The organism is Trebonia kvetii (genome assembly GCF_007827045.1).
Classification (GTDB): domain Bacteria; phylum Actinomycetota; class Actinomycetes; order Streptosporangiales; family Streptosporangiaceae; genus Trebonia; species Trebonia kvetii.
In genome coordinates, this window is the sequence record NZ_RPFW01000001.1 from 1283624 (window position 1) to 1307792 (window position 24169).

At 70.7% G+C, this 24169-nt stretch carries 22 protein-coding genes; 14 read left to right on the plus strand and 8 right to left on the minus strand.

What is annotated here, in order from left to right; genetic code table 11:
- Window positions 1-98: 98 nt before the first annotated feature.
- Window positions 99-923, plus strand: a complete 825-nt coding sequence (locus EAS64_RS05860; protein ID WP_145851625.1) for a crotonase/enoyl-CoA hydratase family protein — start codon at window positions 99-101, stop codon at window positions 921-923.
- A gap of 396 nt (window positions 924-1319) precedes the next feature.
- On the opposite strand, the gene EAS64_RS05865 is transcribed toward EAS64_RS05860, so the two are convergent.
- A complete protein-coding gene (locus EAS64_RS05865; RefSeq protein ID WP_145851626.1) occupies window positions 1320-2267 on the minus strand; it encodes a LysR family transcriptional regulator in 948 nt (315 codons plus the stop codon).
- 71 nt (window positions 2268-2338) lie between these two features.
- Between EAS64_RS05865 and EAS64_RS05870 the strand changes: the two genes are divergently transcribed.
- From EAS64_RS05870 to EAS64_RS05905, 8 genes are all read left to right on the plus strand, one after another.
- On the plus strand, window positions 2339-3490 hold the full coding sequence (locus EAS64_RS05870) for a hypothetical protein (RefSeq protein WP_145851627.1): 1152 nt from the start codon (window positions 2339-2341) through the stop codon (window positions 3488-3490).
- A complete protein-coding gene (locus tag EAS64_RS05875; protein WP_145851628.1) occupies window positions 3490-4707 on the plus strand; it encodes a DUF5624 domain-containing protein in 1218 nt (405 codons plus the stop codon). Before EAS64_RS05870 ends, EAS64_RS05875 begins: the two co-directional genes overlap by 1 nt.
- Window positions 4708-4709: 2 nt before the next feature.
- Entirely contained in the window at window positions 4710-5963 is a 1254-nt protein-coding gene (locus tag EAS64_RS05880; protein WP_145851629.1) for an amino acid ABC transporter substrate-binding protein, read from the plus strand.
- Window positions 5960-6841 carry a branched-chain amino acid ABC transporter permease gene (locus EAS64_RS05885; RefSeq protein ID WP_145851630.1) on the plus strand — a complete coding sequence of 294 codons (882 nt, stop codon included), beginning with the start codon at window positions 5960-5962 and terminating at the stop codon, window positions 6839-6841. The genes EAS64_RS05880 and EAS64_RS05885 overlap by 4 nt, the downstream gene beginning before the upstream one ends.
- A complete protein-coding gene (locus tag EAS64_RS05890; RefSeq protein ID WP_145851631.1) occupies window positions 6838-8781 on the plus strand; it encodes a branched-chain amino acid ABC transporter ATP-binding protein/permease in 1944 nt (647 codons plus the stop codon). Before EAS64_RS05885 ends, EAS64_RS05890 begins: the two co-directional genes overlap by 4 nt.
- On the plus strand, window positions 8778-9509 hold the full coding sequence (locus tag EAS64_RS05895; RefSeq protein WP_145851632.1) for an ABC transporter ATP-binding protein: 732 nt from the start codon (window positions 8778-8780) through the stop codon (window positions 9507-9509). Before EAS64_RS05890 ends, EAS64_RS05895 begins: the two co-directional genes overlap by 4 nt.
- The gene (locus EAS64_RS05900; protein ID WP_145851633.1) at window positions 9506-10273 is read left to right on the plus strand and encodes an HpcH/HpaI aldolase family protein; all 768 of its coding nucleotides are present in this window, start codon (window positions 9506-9508) and stop codon (window positions 10271-10273) included. Before EAS64_RS05895 ends, EAS64_RS05900 begins: the two co-directional genes overlap by 4 nt.
- 63 nt (window positions 10274-10336) lie before the next feature.
- Entirely contained in the window at window positions 10337-11131 is a 795-nt protein-coding gene (locus EAS64_RS05905) for an amidohydrolase family protein (RefSeq protein WP_222849025.1), read from the plus strand.
- 143 nt (window positions 11132-11274) lie between these two features.
- On the opposite strand, the gene EAS64_RS05910 is transcribed toward EAS64_RS05905, so the two are convergent.
- The 3 genes from EAS64_RS05910 to pdhA form a co-directional block, all read right to left on the minus strand.
- Window positions 11275-12753, minus strand: coding sequence for a dihydrolipoamide acetyltransferase family protein (locus tag EAS64_RS05910; protein ID WP_222849026.1), 1479 nt, complete (start codon window positions 12751-12753; stop codon window positions 11275-11277).
- Complete coding sequence (locus EAS64_RS05915; RefSeq protein ID WP_145852373.1) at window positions 12740-13714, minus strand: alpha-ketoacid dehydrogenase subunit beta; 975 nt, start codon at window positions 13712-13714, stop codon at window positions 12740-12742. The genes EAS64_RS05910 and EAS64_RS05915 overlap by 14 nt, the downstream gene beginning before the upstream one ends.
- Window positions 13715-13860: 146 nt before the next feature.
- Entirely contained in the window at window positions 13861-15042 is a 1182-nt protein-coding gene (pdhA, locus tag EAS64_RS05920) for a pyruvate dehydrogenase (acetyl-transferring) E1 component subunit alpha (protein ID WP_145851634.1), read from the minus strand.
- Between the two features lie 160 nt (window positions 15043-15202).
- On the opposite strand from pdhA, the gene EAS64_RS05925 reads away from it, so the two are divergent.
- Window positions 15203-15643: an Lrp/AsnC family transcriptional regulator gene (locus EAS64_RS05925; protein WP_145851635.1), complete on the plus strand. Its 441-nt coding sequence runs from the start codon at window positions 15203-15205 to the stop codon at window positions 15641-15643.
- A 119-nt stretch (window positions 15644-15762) separates the two neighbouring features.
- Here the strand turns inward: EAS64_RS05925 and EAS64_RS05930 are convergent, their stop codons facing one another.
- The 3 genes from EAS64_RS05930 to EAS64_RS05940 form a co-directional block, all read right to left on the minus strand.
- On the minus strand, window positions 15763-16539 hold the full coding sequence (locus EAS64_RS05930; protein ID WP_145851636.1) for a hypothetical protein: 777 nt from the start codon (window positions 16537-16539) through the stop codon (window positions 15763-15765).
- A gap of 167 nt (window positions 16540-16706) precedes the next feature.
- Window positions 16707-17375 carry a dienelactone hydrolase family protein gene (locus EAS64_RS05935; protein WP_246115536.1) on the minus strand — a complete coding sequence of 223 codons (669 nt, stop codon included), beginning with the start codon at window positions 17373-17375 and terminating at the stop codon, window positions 16707-16709.
- A gap of 14 nt (window positions 17376-17389) precedes the next feature.
- Complete coding sequence (locus tag EAS64_RS05940; RefSeq protein WP_145851637.1) at window positions 17390-18757, minus strand: cation:proton antiporter; 1368 nt, start codon at window positions 18755-18757, stop codon at window positions 17390-17392.
- A 173-nt stretch (window positions 18758-18930) separates the two neighbouring features.
- Between EAS64_RS05940 and EAS64_RS05945 the strand changes: the two genes are divergently transcribed.
- Window positions 18931-20331, plus strand: coding sequence for a lipase maturation factor family protein (locus EAS64_RS05945; RefSeq protein ID WP_145851638.1), 1401 nt, complete (start codon window positions 18931-18933; stop codon window positions 20329-20331).
- On the opposite strand, the gene EAS64_RS05950 is transcribed toward EAS64_RS05945, so the two are convergent.
- A complete protein-coding gene (locus EAS64_RS05950) occupies window positions 20324-21322 on the minus strand; it encodes a GlxA family transcriptional regulator (RefSeq protein WP_246115537.1) in 999 nt (332 codons plus the stop codon). The two genes, EAS64_RS05945 and EAS64_RS05950, sit on opposite strands and share 8 nt — an antisense overlap.
- Before the next feature lie 53 nt (window positions 21323-21375).
- Here EAS64_RS05950 and EAS64_RS05955 point away from each other — a divergent pair, with 53 nt between their 5' ends.
- From EAS64_RS05955 to EAS64_RS05965, 3 genes are all read left to right on the plus strand, one after another.
- Window positions 21376-21882 (plus strand): hypothetical protein, encoded by a 507-nt coding sequence (locus EAS64_RS05955; RefSeq protein WP_145851639.1) that lies wholly within the window; start codon window positions 21376-21378, stop codon window positions 21880-21882.
- Window positions 21883-22086: 204 nt separating this feature from the next.
- Window positions 22087-23181, plus strand: coding sequence for a hypothetical protein (locus EAS64_RS05960; RefSeq protein WP_145851640.1), 1095 nt, complete (start codon window positions 22087-22089; stop codon window positions 23179-23181).
- Window positions 23182-23223: 42 nt separating this feature from the next.
- A complete protein-coding gene (locus EAS64_RS05965; RefSeq protein ID WP_145851641.1) occupies window positions 23224-24123 on the plus strand; it encodes a 1,4-dihydroxy-2-naphthoyl-CoA synthase in 900 nt (299 codons plus the stop codon).
- Window positions 24124-24169: the final 46 nt, after the last annotated feature.

The following is a 24169-nucleotide window of genomic DNA, read 5'->3' on the forward strand; positions in this document are numbered from 1 at the left end:
GTCCGGTAGCGTCGGCAAGCGGCGGCTCGTCGTTGGCTAGCCGCCGCTCGCGGTACCGGGATTCGGTACCAGGGTGCGCCGGACGGAGGACAGGGCCGATGAGCGATACGACGGCGGATGCCGCGGAGCGGGTGACCGTCAGGCTTGACGGCGGGGTGGCCGATGTCCGGCTGAACCGGCCGGAGAAGCGGAACGCGATCGACCCCGCGATGTTCGCGGCGCTGGTCGCTACCGGGGAGCGGCTGAAGACCCAGCAGGGACTGCGGGCAGTCGTACTGTCCGGCGAGGGACCCGACTTCTGCGCCGGACTCGACTTCGGCTCGTTCCAGGCGATGCAGTCAGGCGAGCGGGTCTCCGCCACCGCCGAGCTTCCGCCCTCAGCCGGCCCGGCCAGGGCGGCCGGCCAGCGGGCCGCCTACGTGTGGGCCGAGATTCCCGTCCCGGTCATCGCGGCGGTGCGCGGCAACGCGCTGGGCGGCGGCCTGCAGATCTCGCTCGGCGCCGACATCAGGATCGTCACGCCCGACGCACGGCTATCGGTGTTCGAGGTGAACTGGGGACTCATCCCCGACATGACCGGCACCCAGCTGCTGCCCGAGCTTGTCGGGCGCGACGTCGCGAAGGAGCTGACCTACACCGCGCGGATCGTCAGCGGCGAGGAAGCGGTGCGGATCGGGCTCGCGACCCGTACCGACCCCGATCCGCTCGCTGCCGCCCTCGCGATGGCGAGGGAGATCGCCGGGCGCAGCCCGCACGCGATCCGTGCGGCCAAGCGGCTGCTCGACCTGGCCGGGCGGACCGACCTGGCGTCCGGGTTCGCGGCGGAACAGGTGGAGATCCGTGCGCTGATCGGCAGCCCGAACCAGGTGGAGGCCGTGACAGCCCGGTTCGAGAAGCGCGACCCGGACTTCGGCGAGGCGTGAGAAGGGCGCTTCGCGTTTCCTCGCGCCGCCGGTGATCGGCCGATGATCGCGGAAATTCTGATTATGACGGCTTCACGTTCACACTAAACGGATGGTGAATTCCGCGTGTTTCGTGGCATGAGAGCGGGTACACCAGCGACTTGCAGGCTCCCGCCCAAGCTCAAACCCTGCCCTGGGGGCGAAACGCCTTGAAGGTCGGTCTTCGCGGGCCGTAACTGGACCATGGAGTCCGCCGCGGCCGCCATGGTCAGGGGCGCCAGCGGCCACCCAGGCTAGCCAGCCGGCCTGACAATTCACAACCGAGTTTTTGGTTCTTGAAGCGCGCCGTTATTTCCGGAACGGACGCGTCTTGCTTGGGCTGCGCGCAATTCCAGGACGAATTTCTCGTTGCGGGCCTCAATCGCCTGCGGCGCCCGTGGCGCTTGCGCGCAGCTCGGCGCTGACCGAACGGACAGCGGAGATGGTCGCCGCCATCCGCGGTGACAGGTGCTCGCCGTCGCGGACGATCAGCACCGAATACCGGTTGGTGTCCACACCCTCGATCGGCAGCCGGACGACGGGCGCCGGCGTCGCCGCCGGGGTGAGCTCGGGTGCGACCGTGATGCCCCAGCCGATACCGACCAGGCTGATGGCGGTGCCGACGTCGTGCACGGTCGCGGCGACCCTCGGCTGGAAGCCCGCGGTGATGCACATGCTTCGCACCAGGCGGCCGAGCGCGGTGCGCGGGCACATGACCCAGGGCTCGCCTGCCAGCCGCGCCATGTCGCAGGACTGAGCACCCGCAAGCGGATGATCCGGCGGGACGCAGAGCCGGAGCGGGTCATGTCCGAGCACCCACTCGCGCAGCCCCGCCCTGGCGGGCTCGCGCGCATTGCCGAAGCGCGACACGATGACCAGGTCCAGCTGGTCGCGGTGGACCGCGTCGGCGCCCTCGTCGTCGCTGATCGCGGCGAGCCTGATCTCCATGTCGGGAAACCGCCTGCGCACCTCGGTGAGCCCGCGGCTCATGATGTGCGGGCCCTCGCGGAACGGGATGCCCACCCGCAGCAGCCCGGAGATCTGGGTGCCGGCGCCGGCCAGCACCGCCTCCGCCGAGCGCAGCTCAACCAGGATGCGCTCGGCGTGCTCCACCAGGGCGCGGCCCGCCGGGGTGAGCGTGATGTGGTTGTTCGTCCGGTCGATGAGCGCGGTGCCCGCCTCGGCCTCGAGCGCGGACAACTGCTGCGACACGGCCGACCTCGTGTACTGCAGGCGGCGGGCCGCGGCGGCGATGGATCCCTCGGCCATCACCGCCTGGAGCATGATCAGCTTCCGGACATCCAGCATGCGAAACGTCACATCCATTAACGGAGCATGTCGCCGATAGTAACTCCAGATTACTTGTCTGGCCGATCGGCCGTTGCTGTAGTGATGCCATGCCAGTGACCCTCACCGAGGTCCAGCGGATTCCCGCCTCGGGCGCTCGAGCCGTCGAGCCCGTCCGGGTGGGAGGCCGCGACCTGCTCGCCATCCCGCAGCTCGCCAAGGACGTACCTGACGGACCCCCGGGGATGAACGGCGGCGACAGCGACACCGAACTGCTCCTGCTGCACCGCAGCGGCGGCCGCTTCGACCCGTCGGCCACGCTGCCCGCGCCTGGCGGCGAGGACGCCGAGTTCTTCACCATCGGGAGCCGTTCGTTCCTCGCGGTCGCCAGCATCAGGACCGGCGCGGGCCCCTATGAGTTCGCCACGACCTCCACGATCTTCGAGTGGCGATACGACCGCTTCGTGCCGTTCCAGGAGGTGCCGACGTACGCGGCCAAGCAGTGGCGGCACTGGCGGATCGGCGGCCGGCACTTCCTCGGGCTCGCCCAGGGCGTCGCCCTCCCGCCCGGCCACGCCGGAGGCCAAGCCGGAGGGCACGCCGGAGGCCAAGCCGGGCACCAGCAGGACGAAAACCGGGACTCAGTCGTGTACGAGTGGGACGGCTCGACGTTCGCCGAGTTCCAGCACATCCCGTCGCGCTGGGCCTACAACTGGCACGCCTTCGAGGCCGGCGGTGAGTTCTTCGTCGCGCACGCCGAGCATGCCGGGCCGAGCGTGCTGTACCGCTGGGACGGCGCGCTGCTCCAGCCCTATCAGGTGCTTGCCGAGCAGTCCGGCCGGGCGTTCGCCAGCTTTGCCGACAACGGCGAGAGCTACCTCGCGGCCGCCTGCATCGCCGCGCCGACGCGGTTGCTGCGCTGGGACGGCGCACGGTTCGCCGAGGCCCAGGTGCTCGACGGGCTCGGCGCGCGGGAACTTGCGGTGGTCCGCTGCGGCGGGCGGACGCTGCTGGTGCGGATCAACTTCATCCTCGGCACGCCGGCCGATCCGCAGCCGGAACTGGACTCGCAGGTCTACGAGTGGGACGGCGGCAAGCTGCATGAGGTCGCCACGTTCCCGACCTGCGGCGGCACCGACGTCGCGGTGCTTGGCGGCAGCGAGCCGGACACCGTTGAGCTCGTCGTCACCAACTCGCTCACGCCGGAGCTGCGCTTTTCCGCCGAAACCGTGCGCTACGAGCTTTCCGCCGGAGCCCGCTGATGTCACAGGCACCCTTCGAGAGCCCCGAACTCGTCGAGCTGTTCACCACCTACACCGCGAGCCCGGACAGCATCGGCGCGCACCTGGCGCGGGCCGCGGCGAGTGACGCGGCGCGTGACCCGCTGCTCGTCGTCACCGGCACCGACATCGCCCTCTACCCGGGCGGCGGCGCCACTCCGGTCATCGAGCCCTACCGGTTCGCCAGCCGGGGGTTCAAGGAACTCGCGGCCATCTCCCATTTCGGCCCGGCGCTCGCCACGCTTGCCAGGCTGCGCGAGCTGGAAGACGGCAACAACGGCTGGCGCGCTGACGCCACCCGCCTGCACAAGGCGGCCAAGGCCGCCCGTGCCGCCAGCTCGGCACAACTGTGGCGCGATCAGATCGCGGTCCGCGCGTTCGCCGGACGGGAGGAGCGCGTCGCCGCCATGGTCGATTACTCTTGCCGCCTGGCCGAACGGTTCCTCGAACGAGCCCTCGACGACCCGGCCTATCTCACCATGGCGGCGGTGCGCCGGGACTTCCTCGAGGGACCGGCGGCCGGCGGCAGCCTGCCCGTCCCGTTCAACCGGGTCATGATCGCCACGTTCTACCTGACCGGCATGGACATCGCGCACCGGCTCATCACCTGGCTGGACGCCGCGGGCATCGACTGGACGAGAGCGATGGTGATCTTCGCGGGCCAGGCGGGGCGGCCCACCTCCGGCGTCACCGAGGAGTCGCACAGCATCGCCGGGGTCGTCCGCGCCGTTTCTCGCGGCCGGCTCGCGCCCGAGCGGCTGTTCATCGCGCCGCACGCCTCCGTCTTCCCGCCGTACCACCCGGCAGGCGGCGCGGAAAAAGGTGGCGACCGAGCCGTGGCCGCGGCCATGGAGGACTACTACCGCCGGCTGTGGGCGGGTCTGCGCGCCACGTCCGAACTGGCCGACGGCATGTTCCGTGGCTACCCGCGCTTCGCCGCCCCGTCCGCCGAGCGGCCGGTGATCGGCCCCGGCACCGCCAGCGTCGCGGTCAAGCCGGCCCTGAAGGGCCCCGATGACTGGTTCGCCCTCGTCACGCGGCTGCGCGTGGTGATGGAGGACCCAAGGCAGCTCCTGTCTGGCGCTGTCACCGATTACGTGAGCAGCGAGCTTGTCAGGCACGGCAACAACCCGTTCCGCGTCACCGTTCCCGGCCTCGACGGCGAGCCCTATCCGCATCTCACCCCAGAAGGCAGTTAATTATGAACAGACAACGACGTCAGCGCACCCTTCCCAGGCTTGCCGCCGGCACCGCGATCGCGGCCGGCACCGCCCTCGCCCTCGCGGCGCTCACCGCCTGCGGCTCGTCAGGGTCCTCAGTCTCGGCAGCGCAGGGCCCGATCACGATCGGCATGTCGCTGCCGATGACCGGTCCGGTCGCCGACGTATCCAAGTCCGGCTATCAGGGCTACGAGCTGTGGGCAGACCAGGTCAACGCGGACGGCGGCCTGCTCGGCCGTCAGCTCAGGCTCGACATGCTCGACGACGGCTTCGACCCCAACCAGACCGCGGCCGACTACACCAGGCTGATCAGCCAGGACCACGTCAACCTGCTGCTCGGCACGTTCTCCAGCCTGCTCAACGCGCCCGCCTCGGCGATCGCGGCGCGGCAGGGCATGCTCTACGTGGAGCCGTCGGGCGGCGCCGCCACGCTGTTCACCCGCGGCTTCACCGACCTGTTCTTCGCGCAGCCAGGCACCACGACCAGCCTGCCCGACCGGTTCGTCGCCTGGATCGCCGGCCTGCCCGCAAGCCAGCGCCCGGCCACCGCCGCCTACGTCACCCAGGACGACCCGAGCGCCAGCCCGGCGGTCGCGGTGTTCCGCAGCAGGCTGCAGGCGCTCGGCGTGAAGACCGTCTACTACCAGGTGTACGACCCGAACACGTCGAACTTCGACTCCATCACCTCGGCCATCGCGCACGCGCAGCCGCAGATGATCATCCAGGGCGCGGTCGCCGACGACGGCGCGCAGTTCGTCAGGTCGCTGCAGAAGCTCGCCTACAACCCGAAGATCCTCTTCCAGACCAACGCACCCACCGACGAGGCCTACCCGAGCGCCATCGGCGGCGCGGACAACGCCAACGGCGTCTTCACCGCCCAGTCGTGGAGCCCGACCGCCGCCTACCCGGGCAACGCGGCCTTCGTCTCGGCGTACACCAAGAAGTTCGGCGCGCCGCCCACCGAGGACGCCGCCAACTCCTACACCGCGGGCCAGGTCCTCGCGGCCGCCGTCAAGGCCGTCGGCAGCCTCGACCAGAAGGCGCTCGCCACGTGGCTGCACTCGCACACGGTCAGCACCATCGTCGGCCCGCTCAAGTGGGACAAGGCCGGCGACCCGGAGGGCAGCCTGCTGCTTTCCCAGTGGCAGCAGGGCACGCTGCAGATCGTCGCGCCCTCGTCGGCCGCCACCACCAAGACCGTGCTGCTTACGAAGCCCGCCTGGGGCAACGGATGACCGAACTGATCCAGGCGCTGATCTTCGGCGTGCTGACCGGCGGCGTCTACGCGCTGATGGCCACGGGGCTGACCCTCACGTTCGGCGTGATGAAGATCGTGAACCTGGCCCAGGGCGCGTTCCTCATCCTGTCCGCCTACCTCTGCTACTCGCTGTGGGCGCACCTGGGCATCGATCCGCTGCTCGGCGGGCTCATCGTGACGCTGCCGCTCGGCGCGCTCGGCGTCGCCGTCTACCGGCTCATCGTGCAGCGGGTGCAGCGTACCGACCACGGCCTGACCATCGTGGTGACCTTCGCGGTCGCCCTGGTCGCCGAGGCCATCATCGCGCTGGCCTGGGGACCGAACCCGGTCGCCACCACCCCGGCCTACTTCAACCAGGCGTTCCGCATCGGCGGGGTGGAGATCCCCAGGGCGCAGCTGTACGCCTGCCTGCTCGCGATCGGCGTCACAGCACTGCTGCAGGCGGGACTGAAGCGCACCTGGCTCGGCCACGCGATCACCGCCGCCGCGGAGAACCCGGAGGGCGCGCGCCTGGTCGGCGTCGAGCCCGTGCGGATCGGCACCTGGATCTTCGCCATCGCGACCGCGACCACCGCCTTCGGCGGCGCGGCGCTAAGCTTCCTGTACCAGTTCACCCCCGACTCGCAGGACACGTGGATCGGCGTGACGCTCAGCGTGGTGATACTCGGCGGGCTCGGCAGCGTCACCGGCGCGTTCGCCGCCGGGCTGTTGCTCGGCCTCGCCGAGGCCCTCACCTCGACCTACATCTCGGTCCGCTGGGCCGAAGCGGTGCCGACGATCCTGATCCTGCTCGTCCTTCTCATCCGGCCGCAGGGCCTGTTCACGCTGGCGGCCAGGCAGGACGCCCCGGCATGAACGGCAAGGGCTTGACCCAGGCAAGAATCCGCCGTGCGCTCATCGCCGTCGCCTTGATCGCGCTCGCGGTGTTCCCGCTGGTCTCCGACGATCTGTACTACCAGGCGATGCTGATCATGACGTTCCTGCTGGCGATCGGCGCGACCGGCTGGAACATCATGGGCGGCTACGCCGGCTACATCTCGCTCGGCAACAGCGCGTTCGTCGGCCTCGGCGCGTACGCCACCGGCATCCTCGCCGCGAAGCAGAACGTCTCGCCGTTCCTCGGCTGCCTGGCCGGCGGCCTGGTCGCGGCGGTCGCGGCCGCGGTGCTGTCCCTGGTGACCCGCAGGACCCGCGGCATGTACTTCATCATCGTCACGTTCGCCGCGCTCGAACTGCTCGGCATCGTGGCGACCATCTGGTCCGGCCTCACCGGCGGCAGCCAGGGCCTCGCGCTGCCGATCCCGGCCTGGTCGCTGAGCTACCAGAACTGGCCGTTCTACTACCCGCTGCTCGGCCTGCTTGTGCTGGCCGTCGCGGCATCCGCCTGGGTCAGGCGGAGCAAGCTCGGCCTCGGCCTGTTCGCGATCCAGGACGACGAGGAAAAGGCGGCCGGCCTCGGCATCGCGACCGGCGCCTACAAGGCCGTCGCGTTCGTGCTCGGCGGGACGTTCCTCGGCATCGCGGGCGGCCTCTACGCCTACTACGTCACGTTCCTCAACGTCAGCGCGGTCTTCGACATCGTGACAAGCATGCTGATCGTGCTCGCCGCGCTGCTCGGCGGCCGCGGCACCCTCTGGGGCCCGGTGCTCGGCGCGTTCATCATCGAGCCGCTCGCCAACTTCACCAGCACCAGCCTGGGCGGCGCCGACGCCGGCGCGATCCGGCTGCTGCTGTTCGGCGGCCTGCTCGGCGGCGTGGTGCTGTTCCTGCCGCGCGGCATCCTGCCCACCCTGGCCGACTGGAAAGACCGCAAACACGACCATCCCGAACGGTTGGCGGCACCTGCGGCCGCAACCGGCGGCACCGCCGGGGCGGGGCAGGCCGACGGGGCGGGGCCGGCCGGCGAAGACAGCGACCGGAGCGCGCTCCGGCCCCGGGCAGCGGGTCGCGCCGGTTATGGCCAGGGCTCGGCCGCCGAGGCGGGCGTCCGCGACGGTGGCGTTCCGGTGCTCGCGATGCGCGGCCTGTCCAGGTCGTTCGGCGGGCTTCGGGCGGTCTACGGGGTGGACCTGGACATCGCACCGGCGAGCGTCACCGGACTGCTCGGGCCGAACGGTTCCGGCAAGACGACGCTGTTCAACCTGATCGACGGCACTGTCTGGCCGTCGTCCGGCCGGCTGACCCTGGCCGGACGCCGCGCGGAGCGAGCGAGCCGGCCGGCCAGGTCGCACGCCGGGCTCGCCAGGACCTACCAGCTCCCCCGGCTGTTTCCCAGCCTGACGGTGCTGGAGAACGTGGTCATCGCCGAGCGACGGCTTTCGCCGCCACGGCTCGCGCTGCCGCGGGTGACCGCCGCGGAGCGCGACCGGGCAATGGCGGTGCTTGCCGGGCTTGGACTGGCGGGCTACGCGGACGTCAGCCCGGGGACGCTGAGCTACGGGCAGCGCAAGCTGATCGAACTGGCCCAGGTGCTGTGGCTCGACCCGGTGCTCGTGCTGCTCGACGAGCCGGCCGCGGGGATCAGTCCCGCGCTGGCGCAGCGGCTCGCCGCGATCATCAGGCGGCTGCGCGCGGACGGCGTCGGAGTGCTGCTCGTCGAGCACGACGTCGCGTTCCTCGCCAGCCTGGCGGACCGGGTGCACGTGATGGCAAACGGGGCGATCATCGCCAGCGGCACGGTGGCCGAGGTCAGCGCGGATCCGGCGGTGGTCGACGCGTACCTGGGCGACCAGGTGGCGCTGGCCCACCAGGCGGTGTCGCAGCAGGCGGGGGCTAGCAAGGCGGAGGCGTCATGATCGAGATCAACGGACTGGTCGCCGGCTACGGCGGCCTCGACATCCTGCGCGGTGTGGACCTGAGCGTCCCCCGCGGCGGCATCACCTGCATCGTGGGTCCGAACGGTGCGGGCAAGTCCACGGTGCTCAAGGCGGTGAGCGGCGTGCTGCGGCCACGCGCGGGCTCGGTGACCATCGACGGAACCGACCTGACCGGGCGCGAACCCGAGGCGATCCTGCGGGCGGGCATCGCCCAGGTCCCGCAGCGGAACGGGCTGTTCACCCGGCTGACCGTGCGGCAGAACGTGCTGATGGGCGGCTACGTGATCAGGAAGCGGCGCGGGCACCTTGATGCCCGCTACGAGGAACTCGCGCAGACATTCCCGATCCTCGCCTCGCGGGCCGGCGCGCTCGCCGGCACGCTGTCCGGCGGGCAGCGGCGGATGGTCGAGTTCGCCCGCGCGCTCATGCTCGAGCCCAAGGTCGTGCTGCTCGACGAGCCGACACTCGGGCTCGACCCGGCCAGCCTGGCCGTCATCGGCGACAGCGTCCGCGCGATGCACGCCGCGGGCACCACGATCCTCATGGTCGAGCAGAACGTCCGGTTCGGTCTCTCGCTGGCCAGCCACGCGACCGTGCTGACGGCGGGAACGGTCGCGCTGCACGGGACGGCAAGCGACATCGCCTGCCACCCGCGGCTGATGGACCTGTTCTTCGGCGACGCGGCGCACGCGGGAGCCGGCCGTTGAACGCGTTCCTGCGACGGCTGCGCGACGGCGAGACCACGCTGATGCTCGCGATCCGCAGCGGCCGGACCGCCGACGTCGTCCGCGTCGCCCGCGCCAGCGGGCACCACGCGGTCATGGTCGACCTTGAGCACTCCACGATGCCGCTGGACGTCGCGGCAAGCCTGTGCCAGACGGCGAGCGATATCGGGCTGACGCCGTTCGTCCGGGTGCCGGAACGCGAGTACGGCGCGATCGGCAGGCTGCTCGACGGGGGCGCCGTCGGCATCATCGCGCCCCGGGTGGAGACCGGCGCCGAGGCGGCGACGGTCACGCGGGCCTGCCGGTTCGCGCCCCGCGGCCAGCGATCGCAGCTCGCAGGAGTGCCGCGGTTCGGCATGCGGCCGGTGCCGGCCGCGGAACTGAACCCGGCCCTCGACGACGCGACCATCGTGCAGATTCTCATCGAGACCCCGGCCGGCGTGGCAAGCGCGGACGAGATCGCGGCGGTGGATGGCGTGGACATGCTGGCGTTCGGCGCGAACGACTTCACCGCTGAGCTCGGCGTGCCGGGACGCTACGACGACCCGCGGGTCAGCGCCGCGGTCGCCGCACTTGGCGACGCGTGCCGGCGGCACGGGAAGCTGCTCATGGCGGGCGGCATCGGCGACCCGGCGCTGCTGCGCGAGCTTGACGCGGCCGGCGTGTGCCCGCTGCGGCTGACCGGGACAGACACCGACATGCTCTACGCCGGCGCGGCCGCCCGCGCGGAAAGGTTCCTCGCGTGACAGACATCCTGCAGTGCACCCCGATGCGGCCGGCCGGGAGCAACACGCGCCCGGCCTTCGTCATTGCCGGCGGGCGCGTGCGACAGCCACTTCCACGTGTTCGAGCCGGGCTACCCGCACGTGCCTGACCCGCTGTACACGTTTCCCGACGGGACGATCGACCAGTACCTCGCGATGACCGAGACGCTCGGCATCGAACGGATGGTGCTCGTGCAGCCGACGTTCTACGGCACCGACAACAGCCTGCTCGTGCACACGCTCAGGCGGCTCGGCGCGTGCTGCGCGGGCGTGGTCCGCATCGCGGAGGACACCAGCGACGCGGAGCTCGATGAGTTCGACGCGATCGGCGTCCGCGCGATCCGGCTCGACCTGTTCGCCCGCGCGTCCTGGCCGGTCGAGGAGATCATCGGCTATATCCGCCGGATGGCCGCGCGCGCCACGCCGCGCGGCTGGCACCTGCAGTTCTACACGCCAGGCGCGGTCGTGCGCGACCTGCTGCCGTTCCTCGCCGACCTCGAAGACACCTTCGTCATCGACCACATGGGCTACATGACCGAGGACGACCCGGAGTTCGAGGAACGGCTGCTCGCGCTGCTGCGGCAGGGCAACAGCTGGATCAAGCTGTCCGGCGCCTACCGGGTCGCGAAGTACCGGCCGCTCAGCGCGGTCGCGCCACTGGGGCGCGCGCTCGTCGCCGCCCGGCCGGACCGTCTGATCTGGGGCTCTGACTGGCCGCACCTGCCCGACGGGCAGCGGGACACCGGCCAGATCCTCAACCTGCTCGCCGACTGGGCGCCGGACGCCGCGGACCGGCGCACCATCCTCGTCGACGGGCCGGATCGGCTGTTCTTTGCTTAGCCGGTGACGGGACATTTGGGACATTGCTTAGCCGCCGGTGCGACATTTGCCGCAAACCGGGCGGGAAAGTGGTCGCCGGTTAAGCAGAGTGGAGAAAAATGGTCGCCGGTTAAGCAGAGTGCGGGTTAGCCGAGGCGTTCCTGTTACATGTCGCCGAGGGCGGTGGCGGGCGACTCGATGCAGTCGGCGACAAAGCGGAGGAAGCCGCCGGCCGTGCCGCCGTCGCAGGCGCGGTGGTCGAACGACAGCGTGAGCTCGGTGACCTTGCGGACCGCGAGCTGGCCGTCGGTGACCCAGGGGCGGTCGATGACCCGGCCCACGCCGAGGATCGCGACCTCTGGGTGATTGATGATCGCGGCGGACCCGTCGACGCCGAACACGCCGTAGTTGTTCACCGTGAACGTGCCGCCCGCCATGTCCGCCGGGGCGAGGCGGCGCTCGCGGGCGGCCGCCGTGCGCTCGGCGAGCCGCGCGGACAGGTCCCTGGTGGACAGCAAGTGCGCGTCGGGGACGACCGGCACGACGAGGCCGTGCTCGGTCTGCGCGGCGAAGCCGAGGTTGACCCGGTCCGAGATCACGATCTCTTCCGGCTCGACCCGGGCGTTCAGTTCCGGGTACTTGCGCAGCCCGGCGATCGAGAAGCGGGCGAGCAGCGCGAGCAGGCTGACCGGCCGCTGCGGGTCGCGCGCGTTCAGCATGCGCCGCGTCTCGACAAGCTCCGTGGCGTCGACGTCGACCCAGACGGTGGCCTCGGGGATCTCCCGGCGGGAGCGGGCGAACTTGTCGGCCGCGGCGCGGCGCGCGCCGCGCAGCGGAATGCGGCGCTCGCCGGGAGCGGGCAGGCCGGCGGCCGCCGGCTGCACCGTGGCTGGCTCCGCTGTCTCCGGCGGTGCTGTCTCCATCGGTGCGGTGCGCCCGGCGATGGCGAGGCGCACATCCCTGCGGCTGACCAGGCCCTCGGGGCCGGTCGGCTGGATGCTCGCCAGGTCCAGGCCGGCGTCCTTGGCGATCTTGCGGACCAGCGGCGAGATCACCGCGACACGGCCCGGCCGCGCGGGGCCCTGGGGCGTGGCCGGCGGGACGGACGGAGCCTGCAGGGCCGACGGAGCCGGCAAGGCTGGTGAGGCTGCCGCCGCCGCCCGGGCCTGGGGGGCGCCGGCTACCGGCGCGGTCATGGCCGGTGAGCTGGCGGTGGCGGGGCGCCTGGTGCCGCGGCGCCTTCTCGGCGGGGCGGCGGTGGTGCCGTAGCCGATCAGCACGCTGCCGCTTGTCTCTTCGCCGCCGGCCTCGCCGCCGCTCTCGCCCGCGTTTGCGCTGACCGTGGCCGGGATTCGCGCGGGAGTGACGACACCGGGCTCGCGGAAGCCGGCCGGCTCGTCGGCGGCGGTGGTGACGGTGACAAGCGGCTGACCGACCGAGAGGGTCTCGCCCGGCTCCGCGTGCAGCTTCGTGATGATGCCCGTGTACGGGACGGGGACCTCGACCACCGCCTTGGCGGTCTCCACTTCCGCGATCACCTGGTCGATGGTCACGTGGTCGCCGACGGCGATGCGCCAGGCGATGACTTCGGCGTCGTCCAGGCCCTCGCCTAGGTCGGGCAGCAGGAAGTCAGGCATCGTCATCGTCCTCCCATTGCAGGCGGGCGATCGCGTCGAGTATGCGGTCGGTGTTCGGCAGGTGGTACCGCTCCAGGTGCGGCGGCGGATACGGGATGTCCAGGCCGGTGACGCGCAGGATGGGGGCTTCCAGGTGGTGGAAGCACTGTTCGGTCAGCCGGGCGGCGATCTCCGCGCCGAAGCCGGCGAAGCCTGCTGCCTCGTGCACCACGACGGCGCGGCCGGTGCGGCGCACCGACTCGGTCAGCGTCTGGTCGTCGAACGGCGACAGCGAGCGCAGGTCGACGACCTCGACATCCCAGTCCTCGTCGACGGCGGCCTCGGCGGCCTCCATGGCGGTCGCCACCATCCCGCCGTAGGCGATGAGGGTGACGTCGCGGCCCGGCCGGCGGATCACCGCCTTGTCGATCGGCGGGCCGTCGGTCGTCAGCACCGCCGTTTCCTTTGACCAGTAGCGGCGCTTGGGCTCGAGGAAGACGACGGGATCGGGGCAGCCGATCGCCTGCCGCAGCAGGCGGTAGGCGTCTTCCGGCGTGCCAGGCGACACCACGCGCAGCCCGGGGGTGTGCGTGTAATACGCCTCGGAGGAGTCGCTGTGATGCTCCACGCCGCCAATGCCGCCGCCGAACGGCACGCGGATGACCACCGGCAGCGAGACGCGGCCTCTCGTCCGGTTGCGCAGCTTGGCGAGGTGGCTGGTGACCTGCTCGAACGCGGGGTAGGCGAACGCGTCGAACTGCATCTCGACGACCGGGACCAGGCCGTTCATCGCCATGCCGATGGCAGTGCCGACGATGCCCGACTCGGCGAGCGGCGTGTCGAACACCCGGTTGTCGCCGAAGCGCTTGGCAAGGCCGTCGGTGATGCGGAAGACGCCGCCGAGCGTGCCGACGTCCTCGCCGAAGACGACCACCCGCTCGTCGGCCGTCAGGCTGTCGGCGAGCGCCTGGTTGAGTGCGGCCGCCATCGTGACGGGAGCCGGCCTGGCGGCAGCGTGGCTTGCGGAGCCGTGGCCCTCCCCGGCCTGGCCCTTCGCAGGCTGGCCTTTCGCGGCCTGGCCGGGCGGGGTCTTGCTGGCGGTTGCCCTGCTTGCGGTGGCTGGCATCGCTTTGGTCACCGTCCCGGTTCCCCCGCCGCGGCGTACTCCGCGATCTCGGCGAGCAGAGCCGCCCGCTGCCGCTCGAGCGCGGCCGTGGGCTGGGCGTACACGTGCTCGAATAGCTCGGCCGGGTCAACGGGGACATCGGCGTTCAGGCGGTCGCGAACGTGCTTGGCGAGGCGCTCCGCCTCGGCCGTGAGCAGTTCCGCGGCCGCGTCGTCGAGCAGGCCCTGTGCCCTGAGGTAGGCGTCGAGCCTGGCGATCGGGTCGCGGGCGAGCCAGCCCTGCACCTCGTCGCTCGCCCGGTACCTGGTCGCGTCGTCGGCGTTGGTGTGCGCCTCGATCCGGTAGGTGATCGCCTCGATCAGGGTCGGGCCGCCGCCGCTCGCGGCCCGCTCGACGCCCTCGCTGACCGCCGCGTACACGGCGGCCGCGTCGTTGCCGTCAATAAGCAGCGAGGGGACGCCGTAACCGATGCCCTTCGCGGCGAGCGTCGGCGCGGCGGTCTGCTTGGCGAGCGGGACGCTGATCGCGTAGCCGTTGTTCTGCACGAGGAAGACAACCGGCGCCTGCCACACCGCGGCGAAGTTGAGCGCCTCGTGGGTGTCGCCCTCGCTCGTCGCGCCGTCGCCGAGCAGCACGAGCGCGACCTGATCCTTGTTCTGGAGCTTCGCCGCGTACCCGAGCCCCACCGCGTGCAGCGTGTTGGTGGCCAGCGGGGTGCACTGCGGTCCCACCCGGTATTCGTAGGGGTCGTAGCCGCAGTGCCAGTCACCGCGCAACAGGGACAGCGTCTGGTCGGCGGGGACACCGCGGGTGAGCACGGCCACCGAGTCGCGGTAGGTGGGGAACAGCCAGTCCTGGTCGCGCAGCGCGAGCGCGGATCCCACCTGGCAGGCGTCCTGGCCGCGGGAAGACGGGTACACCGCGAGCCTGCCCTGCTTGGTCAGCGCGGTGGCCTGCGTGTCGAAGCGACGGCCGAGCACCATGCGGCGATGCAGTTCGCGCAGCACCGCGGGATCGGGCAGCGTCAGGCCGCCCGGATCGCGCCCCGGCTGGCCGTCGGCGTCGATGAGCTGGAGCGGCGCGGCGCTCGGCAGCAAGCTGCTGCCCGCCGCCTTGCCCGCCTTGCTCGCGCCTGCCTTGCCGGTCCTGCCTGTCCTGGCCGTCCTGGCTGGCCTCGTGAGCGTCGCCATGACACCACTCCCTCTCGTGTGCTTCTCTTCCAGAGAATGCCCACTTAGGGAGCAGATTTTCCAGGTGCAACGGCCAATATGAGACAAGTTTTCTGCTTTGTGCGGTTATTCTTACCATATGCCTACCAACGACGTCCCCGCGAATCCCCCCGCTGGACATATGGCAGCCATAGATGAGACCGACCGGCAGATTGTCGAGGCGCTGCGCGCCGACGGCCGGATGTCCATGCGCGCGCTCGCCGACCAGATCCACATCTCGCGGGCGAGCGCCTACGCCCGGGTGGCCCGGCTAGAGCGCGAGGGCGTCATCACCGGGTACGCCGCGATCATCGACCCGGTGCGCTACGGGTACGCGCTGTCCGCCTACGTCTACCTGGACATCACCCAGCGGTCGTGGAAGTCAGTGCGCGCCCAGCTGCTGAGCATGCCCGAGGTGGACCATGTCGCGCTGGTCTCCGGCGAGCACGACATCCTGGTGCGCGCCCGCGCCAGGGACGCGGTGGAGCTGCGCGACGTGGTGCTGACCCGGCTGCAGGAGATCCCCGAGGTGCGCGCGACCCAGACGGTGCTCATCTTCGAAGAGGCGCCCAACGGCCGGTGACGGGCGGAGATTGCGGGGGTGGATGGTGAAACCACCACCCGTTCGGGATCTCGATGTTGATCTGCTGAACGGATGGTGGTTCCCCGCGTTGCGGCCGCGACTTGTCAGCCGTCGGTTTGTCAGCTAGCTGGGCCGCCGCCCTGGCCGTGCAGCGCGTCGATATCGGCGCGCAGCGCCGCGATGTCCACGTTGGCCGCCGCGGCGTCCTCCTGGGTGATGATCACCCAGGCCTCGTCCAGGCAGGCCTTCGTCCAGTCCAGGGTGGACTCCTGGACGGCGCCCCAGGTCACCCAGCCGTCGAGCTGGCTGCCGTCGGCCTTCACCTTGACGATGCAGTGCCCCTCGTTCGGGTCGGGCTGCTGGCCGTTCGCGACGGTCCACGGCTGCCCCTGGCCGAAGAGCTGGTCGGCGTCGTCGGTCAGGTTCACGCCGACGTAGGCGCCGGTGAATGCGGCCATCGCCGAGTCCACCTCGGCGGCGTTGGTGTGGTCGACCGGGGCGAACGCGAGGATCTTGCCTGCCTGGTACCAGTACAGGAGCAAGTCGGCGATGTTCGCACCCTCGTCCTTACCGTGGTCGTACTTGAGGTACTCCTTGACCAGGTCGTTCGACGACTCCCAGGTCTCGGTCTCCTTCTCCGCGGCCGCCTTCGCCATCCGGTAGTGCTGGCATCCGGCGAACGTGCAGTCCCCCACCCCGTTCGGGTGCGAGGTGCACGTGGGGTCGGGGCCGTTGCCGAGCATCTGCCAGTCGGTGATTCCGGAGGTGACGTCGACCGGGTAAACCGGCGCGGGCAGCGGCGTGGTCAGGTACGAGGACAGGTACTGGATGTTGAACCGCTCAGCCGGCGGCTTCTTGGGCAGCCGGCCGCGCAGCCCGGCAATGCGTGTAGGCATAGGTAACTCCCCCTTGAGCGTGGTCGTCAGGCACCGCCGTCTCCTCGGGGATGCCGGGCGGACTGCCGGCATCCAGTGGCGCGCGCCGATGCTAGAGATCCTCCTATCACGATGTTGAGCGCGGATTGAGCATCTGTTGAGTAAATGCTCGGTCGCGGCGCGCCGGCCTAGCCGAGATGCCTGGTGAACCAGTCCCTGGCCAGCCGGGCGGCGGCGTCGAGGGTGCCAAGCTCCTCGAACAGGTGCGTGGCGCCCGGCACTACCGCCAGGTCGCTCTCGCAGCGCAGCGCGGCCCGTGCGTGCCTGTTCAGGTCCAGCACCACCGCGTCGTCGCCGCCGACGATGAGCAGGGTGGGCGCGGTCACCGCGGCAAGCCTGGCCCCGGCAAGGTCCGGGCGGCCGCCCCTGGACACCACGGCGGCGATGCCGGCGCCGGGTTCCGCCGCTGCCCACAGCGAAGCCCCGGCGCCGGTGCTCGCACCGAAGTAGCCGATGGCGGCCCCGGCCGCACGCGGGTGGGCGCGCAGCCACCGGGTCACGTCGGCCAGGCGCCCGCCGAGCAGGCCGATGTCGAACACGTTGCCCCTGTCGCCTTCCTCCTCGGGGGTGAGCAGGTCGAACAGGAGGGTGCCATGGCCGGCGTCGTTCAGCACGCGGGCGACGTGCCTGTTACGCGAACTGAGCCTGCTGCTGCCGCTGCCATGCGCGAAGACCACGATCGAGGAGGCGTTCTCCGGGACGGTCAGGTCGCCGGCCAGCTGGATCGAGCCGGCCCGCGCCAGCACCTCCTCGCTGACGGCCGGCCGTGCGCCGCCTGCGGGTTCAGCGAAGGACATGGCAGCTCCCGATTTCAGTCTCGCACTTCCCTGCGTCCCGCCTCGTCTTGCCGCAGGCCAGCGGTCGCATCGCCAGATCTCACCGAGGATCCCCGTTGCCGTGGCACGACATCCCTGCCTTCACCGGCGGGTGCCGGCTCGGCCGCTGGCCCTCCGGCGGGGGCGGCCGCGGTGACGGGGACGGGCTCCGCTCGACGCCCGCCGCGCCTGCCGCGGGAGAGCAGCCGGGCCGCCGCGGCGGGGAACAGGGCGGCGGACAGCAGGCCAGCGGCAACCAGGGCGGCGGCGGTGGCCGGCGTGAGCTTTCCGTCCTCGACCCCGATCTCCGTCGCCACGATGACGAACGTCAGCGTGGTGGCCTGGAGCAGGCCTCCCGCCGCCGCGCGGCGGCGCCCCACGGCGCGGACGTAAAGCAGCGCGGGCACTCCCCTGACGACCAGCAGGGCGAGCAGGAAGAACGGCACAAGAGCTAGGGCGGCAGGATGAGCAAGCAGGCCCTTGAGCTGGAAGGCGACACCGGTGCTTATGAAGAAAACTGGGATCAGGAAGCCGAAGCCAATGCCCTCAAGCTTGTTCAGGAAGTCCCGGTTCGGCTCTCGGCCGGAGACCTCGACAATCCGCACGAGCAAGCCGGCGGCGAATGCGCCGAGAATCGACGCGAAACCGAATCGGTAGGCCAGCACGCCGCAGGCGAGTGCCAGCGTCAGCGTTGCGCGCACCCGCAGCTGGCCGCTCCGCTTCTCCAGATGGTCGAGCATCCGGTCGAGCCGTTGCAGACGGCGCACCCGGGACACGGCAAGGCCGATCAGGATCAGCAACGACAGGAAGATCGCCAGTGACACGAGCTGGTCGCCTGGGGTTTTCGCGGCGGCAGAAAACAACAGGGAAAGCAGCATGATGGGGACGATCTCGGCGAGCGCGGATGCCGTCATGATCAGCTGGCCGAACCCGGTGCCCGCCTCCCCGGCGTCCTTCAGCAGCGGCAGCAGGAGCCCCGCGGATGTGGACATCAAGATGATGCCGAGCAGGACCGGCTGACTTGCCTGTCCGGCCAGCCAGAACAGCAGACCGGCGAGCAGGCCGATCCCGGCCGACAGGGCGAACGCGAGGCCCGCGAGCCGTGACAGGGGGCCCCGCAACCCCTCGACATCGATTTCAAGCCCGGCGAGGAACAGCAGCATGCCCAGGCCGAGAGTGCTCAGCACCTGGACCGGCGCGTCGAATCGGACCCAGCCGAGCACCGACGGCCCCACCACGATGCCTGAGATGACCTCAAGCACCGCGCCGGGCACTGGCAGCCGGGGCAGCAGCCCGAGCACCACCGGGACGAAGACAGAGATCCCGGCGATGATCAGGACGCTGTTGAACGAGACAGGTTGCATCCGGCTCCCTCACGCGCGGATCAGCACCCAGCGAGTAATCAGAAAGCCACAGATCACAACCGTATCAGTGCGTTCTGTCACATCATGTGACGGCGCCGCTGACCCGGCGGATTGCCTCTCGCCGTCGCGGGTATCGCAGGCGCATGGCTGGCCTGGGGTTTCCTGGATGAGGGATGAGCTGGTTCGCGGCGCCTGATTACTGGTTCGCGCGGCTGGTGTTCGAGCGCGGGCTCGCGGTGATCTACGTGCTCGCCTTCGTCGTGGCGGGACGGCAGTTCCGCGGGCTGCTCGGCAGCCGCGGACTGCTGCCGATCCCCGACTACCTGCGCCGCGTGACCTTTCGGCGCAAGCCGAGCCTGTTCCACCTTCGCTATTCTGACCGGCTGTTCGCGTTCGTCGCCTGGACGGGTGCGGCGCTGGGGGCCGCGATGGCGGCCGGGCTCGGCGACGCGATACCGCTGTGGGGCGCCATGCTGGCCTGGCTGGCGCTCTGGGCGCTGTACGAGTCGATCGTGAACGTCGGCCAGGCCTGGTACGGCTTCGGCTGGGAATCGCTGCTGCTGGAAGCCGGGTTCCTCGCGATCGTCCTCGGCAACTCGGGCAGCCCGCCGCCCGCCGTGCTGCTGTGGCTGCTGCGCTGGCTGCTGCTGCGGCTCGAATTCGGCGCCGGCCTGATCAAGCTGCGCGGCGACCGGTGCTGGCGGGACCTCACCTGCCTGCGCTACCACCACGAGACCCAGCCGCTGCCCGGGCCGCTGAGCTGGTTCTTCCATCACCTGCCCGACCCGGTGCACCGGGCCGAGGCGGCCGGCAACTACGTCGCGCAGTTCGCCGCGCCGCTTGTGCTCTTCGCGCCGCAGCCGGCCGCGAGCGTGGCGGCCGCATTCATCATCGTCACCCAGCTGTGGCTGGTGGCGTCGGGCAACTTCGCCTGGCTCAACTGGCTGACCATCGTCATCGCGTGTTCGGTGGTGGACACCTCGCTGTTCGGCGGGCTGCTGCCCGCGCCGCCGGCCTTCCCGCCCGCGCCTGTCTGGTACGAGGCGCTGGTCATCGGATACACGGCTGCCGCAGTGGCGCTGAGCGTGCGCCCGGCGCGGAACCTGTTCTCTCGGCGGCAGCTGATGAACGCGAGCTTCGACCCGTTCCATCTGGTCAACACCTACGGCGCGTTCGGCGCGATCAGCCGGCAGCGGTACGAGCTGGTGATCGAGGGAACCGCCGATCCGCTGGCGGGGCCGCAGGCGCGCTGGCTCGAGTACGAGTTCAAGGGCAAGCCGGGTGACCCGCGCCGCCGGCCGCCGCAGGTCGCGCCGTACCACCTGCGGCTTGACTGGCTGATGTGGTTCGCGGCGCTGTCCCCGGCCTACGCAGAGCCGTGGCTGTCACGGCTGCTTCAGTCACTGCTCGCTGCGGATCCGGACGTGCTGCGGCTGCTGCGGGTCAACCCGTTCCCCGCCGGGCCGCCTGCCCGGGTCCGGGTCAGCCTGTACCACTACCGGTTCACCTCCTGGCGGCAGCTGCGGGAGACGGGCGCGTGGTGGGAGCGGATCTATGCGAGGCCGTTCAGGTGATCGCGGGCTGAAGGCTAGCGGGAGCCTGGAAGGCGCGGCGGTAGGACTGCGGGGTGGTGCGGACCGTGCGGCCGAAGTGCTTGCGTAGGTTGTCCGCGGTGCCGAAGCCGCTCTGGTGGGCGATCGCGTCGACCGGGAGGCCGGTCGTCTCCAGCAGGCGCTGAGCGAGGCGGATGCGCTCGGCGAGAATCCACTGCAGCGGCGTCGTGCCGGTGCTCGCCAGGAAGCGGCGGGCGAATGTGCGCGGGCTCATCGCCGCGCGTTCCGCCAGGTCGCTCACGGTCACCGGCTCCTGCAGGTGCTCCCGCATCCAGGCGAGAGTGTCGCCGAACAGGTCGGGTTCCGCGGGCGACGGCATCGGGGTCTCGATGTACTGGGCCTGGCCGCCCGGGCGGTGCAGCGGTACCACCAGATCGCGGGCGATCCGTGCGGCGATCTCCGTGCCGTAGTCGCGCTGCACCACGTGCAGGCACAGGTCGAGGCTGGCCGCGCTGCCCGCGGAGGTGAGCAGGTTTCCCTCGTCGACGTAAAGCACCCGCGGGTCGACGCGGACCCTGGGGTACATCCGGGCCAGCTCCGCGCACTCGGACCAGTGCGTGGTGGCCGTGTGCCCGTCGAGCAGGCCCGCCGCCGCGAGCACGAACGCGCCGCTGCACAGCGACAGGATCCGCTTGCCTTCAGCCCTGGCCCGCCGCAGGCTGTCGAGCACCGCGCCTGGCACCTCGTGTCCCGGGAACATGCCCGGCGGCACCACGATGGTGTGCGCGCTGCTCACGATGTCGAGGCTGTTCGGCACCTCCATCTTGAAGTGCGACTCGGTCATGACCGCCGGCGAAGGGCCGCAGATGGACAGCCGGTACAGCGGGCCGCCGTCGGCCGGAGTGATGTCGGTGCCGAAGACGTCGCTCGCGACGGCCATCTCGAACAGCGCCACGCCGTCGAACACGATCATCGCGACGGGCAGCGGCTTCCTGGCAGCTTTGTCGTGCACCCTGTCAATTCTGCCACTGTTGGGCGCGGCGGGGAAGGTGGAGGCTTGGCCTTATGGGAAGCACTCTCGAACTTGACGGTTCGCCGGTCCTGTGGCCGCGCCGGTTCGGCGACGGCATCCTGGCGCGCGTCTTCGGCGCCTCGCTCGACACCCTGCTCGCCGTGGGGTGCTCGCCCGAGTCCTCCCGCCTGCTCACGGCGCGCGCCAGGCAGCTCGCCTCGCTGCCGGAGCGCACGTCGGTCGCGCGGAGCTGGGAGCACCTGCTGCGGGTGGCGCAGCGCGCGCCGCAGGGACGGCGCACCGGGTCGTTCGCCGCCGCCGCGGCGGTGCCGGTCCGCGCGGAGCGGATCGTGTCGGCGGAGCCAGCGATCCGTGACCTGATTAGCCGCCTTGCCGCGCCGCTGCCGGTCCCGGCACGCGGCGTGGCCATGGCGCGCCTGCTGCTCAGCGACGCGACCGGGCCTGTCTACAGCAGGCGCTCCCGTGTTGACCTGACCGCCGAGGTCGAGGCGGCCGCGACGCAGCTGGACCCGGCCCTGCCGCTGATGCCCTCGGCGTAACCTGGCCGCATTCCGGCAGCAACCGCCGGGGTTTCGCCCCGACGCGACCAGTGCGCGGTGGCTTACGTGCTGCTTACCGGATCGTATGAGCACGGGGTTTCCCGCGTCGCCCTGATTAGTCTCGGGGTCGGCAAGACACGAACGGCCACGGTGGGCGGGGCCTTGGTGTTTGGCCGCACCTAAGCCAATCGAAGGGGCCTCATCATGAACAGACTCATCCTGGACAGGTTCCGCCCCCGCGCGCTGCCGTTCCTGTCGGGGGCGCTGGCCGTCGCCGCGGCGTTCGCCGCCGCCGGGTGTTCCGCGGCACTCGGCGGAACGAGCGCGAACGGCAACACCCAGAACGTAGCGCTGGCCGGCGCGACAGCAAGCAGTTCGCCGACCGCCACCGGCTCGCCGATGGCAAGCGGCATGCCGTCGGCCGGAGGCGGCTCGGCGCAGATGATGAACACAATGGCCGGCGGCTATCAGGTCCTCACCCTGAACGACCGCCGCGATGTCACCTTCAACCAGCTTCTCGGCATCAACAACGAGGGCGTGATCGTCGGGTACTTCGGCAGCGGCGCCGACGCTAACCACCCGAACAAGGGGTACGAGCTCCTGCCGCCGTACGCCCAGCGCGACTTCGTTAACAGGAACTTCCCCGGTTCCGCGCAGACCCAGGTCATCGGCATCAGCGACACGGGGATCGCCGTCGGCTTCTACGTCACGGGGAACGGGGCCAACATCGGCTTCTGGCGGGCGGGCGGCCACTACCACGCGGTCAGCTTCCCGACGATGAATAACGCCAAGCCAGCCTTCAACCAGCTGCTCGGCGTCAACAACACGGGAACCGCGGTCGGCTTCTACAACGACGCCGCGGGCAACGCGCACGGCTACGCCTACAACATCAGGACCAGGCGGTTCAAGATGATCACGGTGCCGGGAGCGACCTCGCTTACCGCTACCGGGATCAACAACCTGGGCACCGAGACCGGCTTCTACACGACCGCGGGTGGCGCCACGAACTCCTTCGTCAAGTTCCACCACGGCCGGTCCGTCACAATCGCCATGCCAGGCGCGTCGGCCACCCAGGCCTTCGGGCTTAACGACCTGGGCGAGGTCGTCGGCACGTACAACGTCGGCACCGGCAACAACGCCGTGACGCACGGGTTCACCTGGATGCACGGCAAGTTCACCACCGTGGACTATCCGATGGCCAGCGCCAGCTTCATCAACGGCGTCAACGACGAGGGCGACATCGTGGGCTTCTACACCGACGCCAAGGGCAACACCGACGGCTTCTTCGGCCTGCCGTAGGCGCTGCGGCCGCGAGTGCGGCCGTCCGCCACAATGGTGGCCATGGTTTCTGAGATCTTCGACCCGGCGCGGTGGCGCGTGGTGGACGGGTTTTCTTTCACCGACATCACGTACCACCGCGCTGTGGACTCCGGCACCGTGCGCGTGGCCTTCAATAGGCCGGAGATACGCAACGCGTTCCGCCCGCGCACGGTGGACGAGCTGTACACCGCACTCGACCACGCGCGGATGTCCTCCGACGTGGGCTGCGTGCTGCTGACTGGCAACGGGCCCTCGCCGCGGGACGGCGGGTGGGCCTTCTGCTCCGGCGGCGACCAGCGGATCCGCGGCAAGGACGGCTACCGGTACGCCGAAGGCGAGACCAAGGAGACCATCGACCCGGCGCGCAGCGGACGGCTGCACATCCTCGAGGTGCAGCGGCTCATCAGGTTCATGCCCAAGGTCGTCATCTGCGTCGTGCCCGGCTGGGCCGCGGGCGGCGGGCACAGCCTGCACGTGGTCTGCGACCTTACCCTGGCCAGCCGCGAGCACGCCCGGTTCAAGCAGACCGACGCCGACGTGGCCAGCTTCGACGGCGGCTTCGGCTCCGCCTACCTCGCCCGCCAGGTCGGCCAGAAGTTCGCACGGGAGATCTTCTTCCTCGGCGACACCTACGACGCCGAGGCGGCCCATCGGATGGGCATGGTCAACGCCGTGGTGCCGCACGCGGACCTGGAGCGGGTCGCGCTCGACTGGGCGGTCAAGATCAACGGCAAGAGCCCGACGTCCCAGCGGATGCTGAAGTACGCGTTCAACGCGATCGACGACGGGCTCGTGGGACAGCAGGTCTTCGCCGGCGAGGCCACCAGGCTCGCGTACATGACGGACGAGGCGGCCGAGGGCCGCGACTCGTTCCTGGAAAAGCGCGAGCCCGACTGGCAGCGGTTCCCCTGGTACTACTAGTCGCGCGATTGCCGGGGCGCGCCGGTACATTCACGGCATGGGGTCT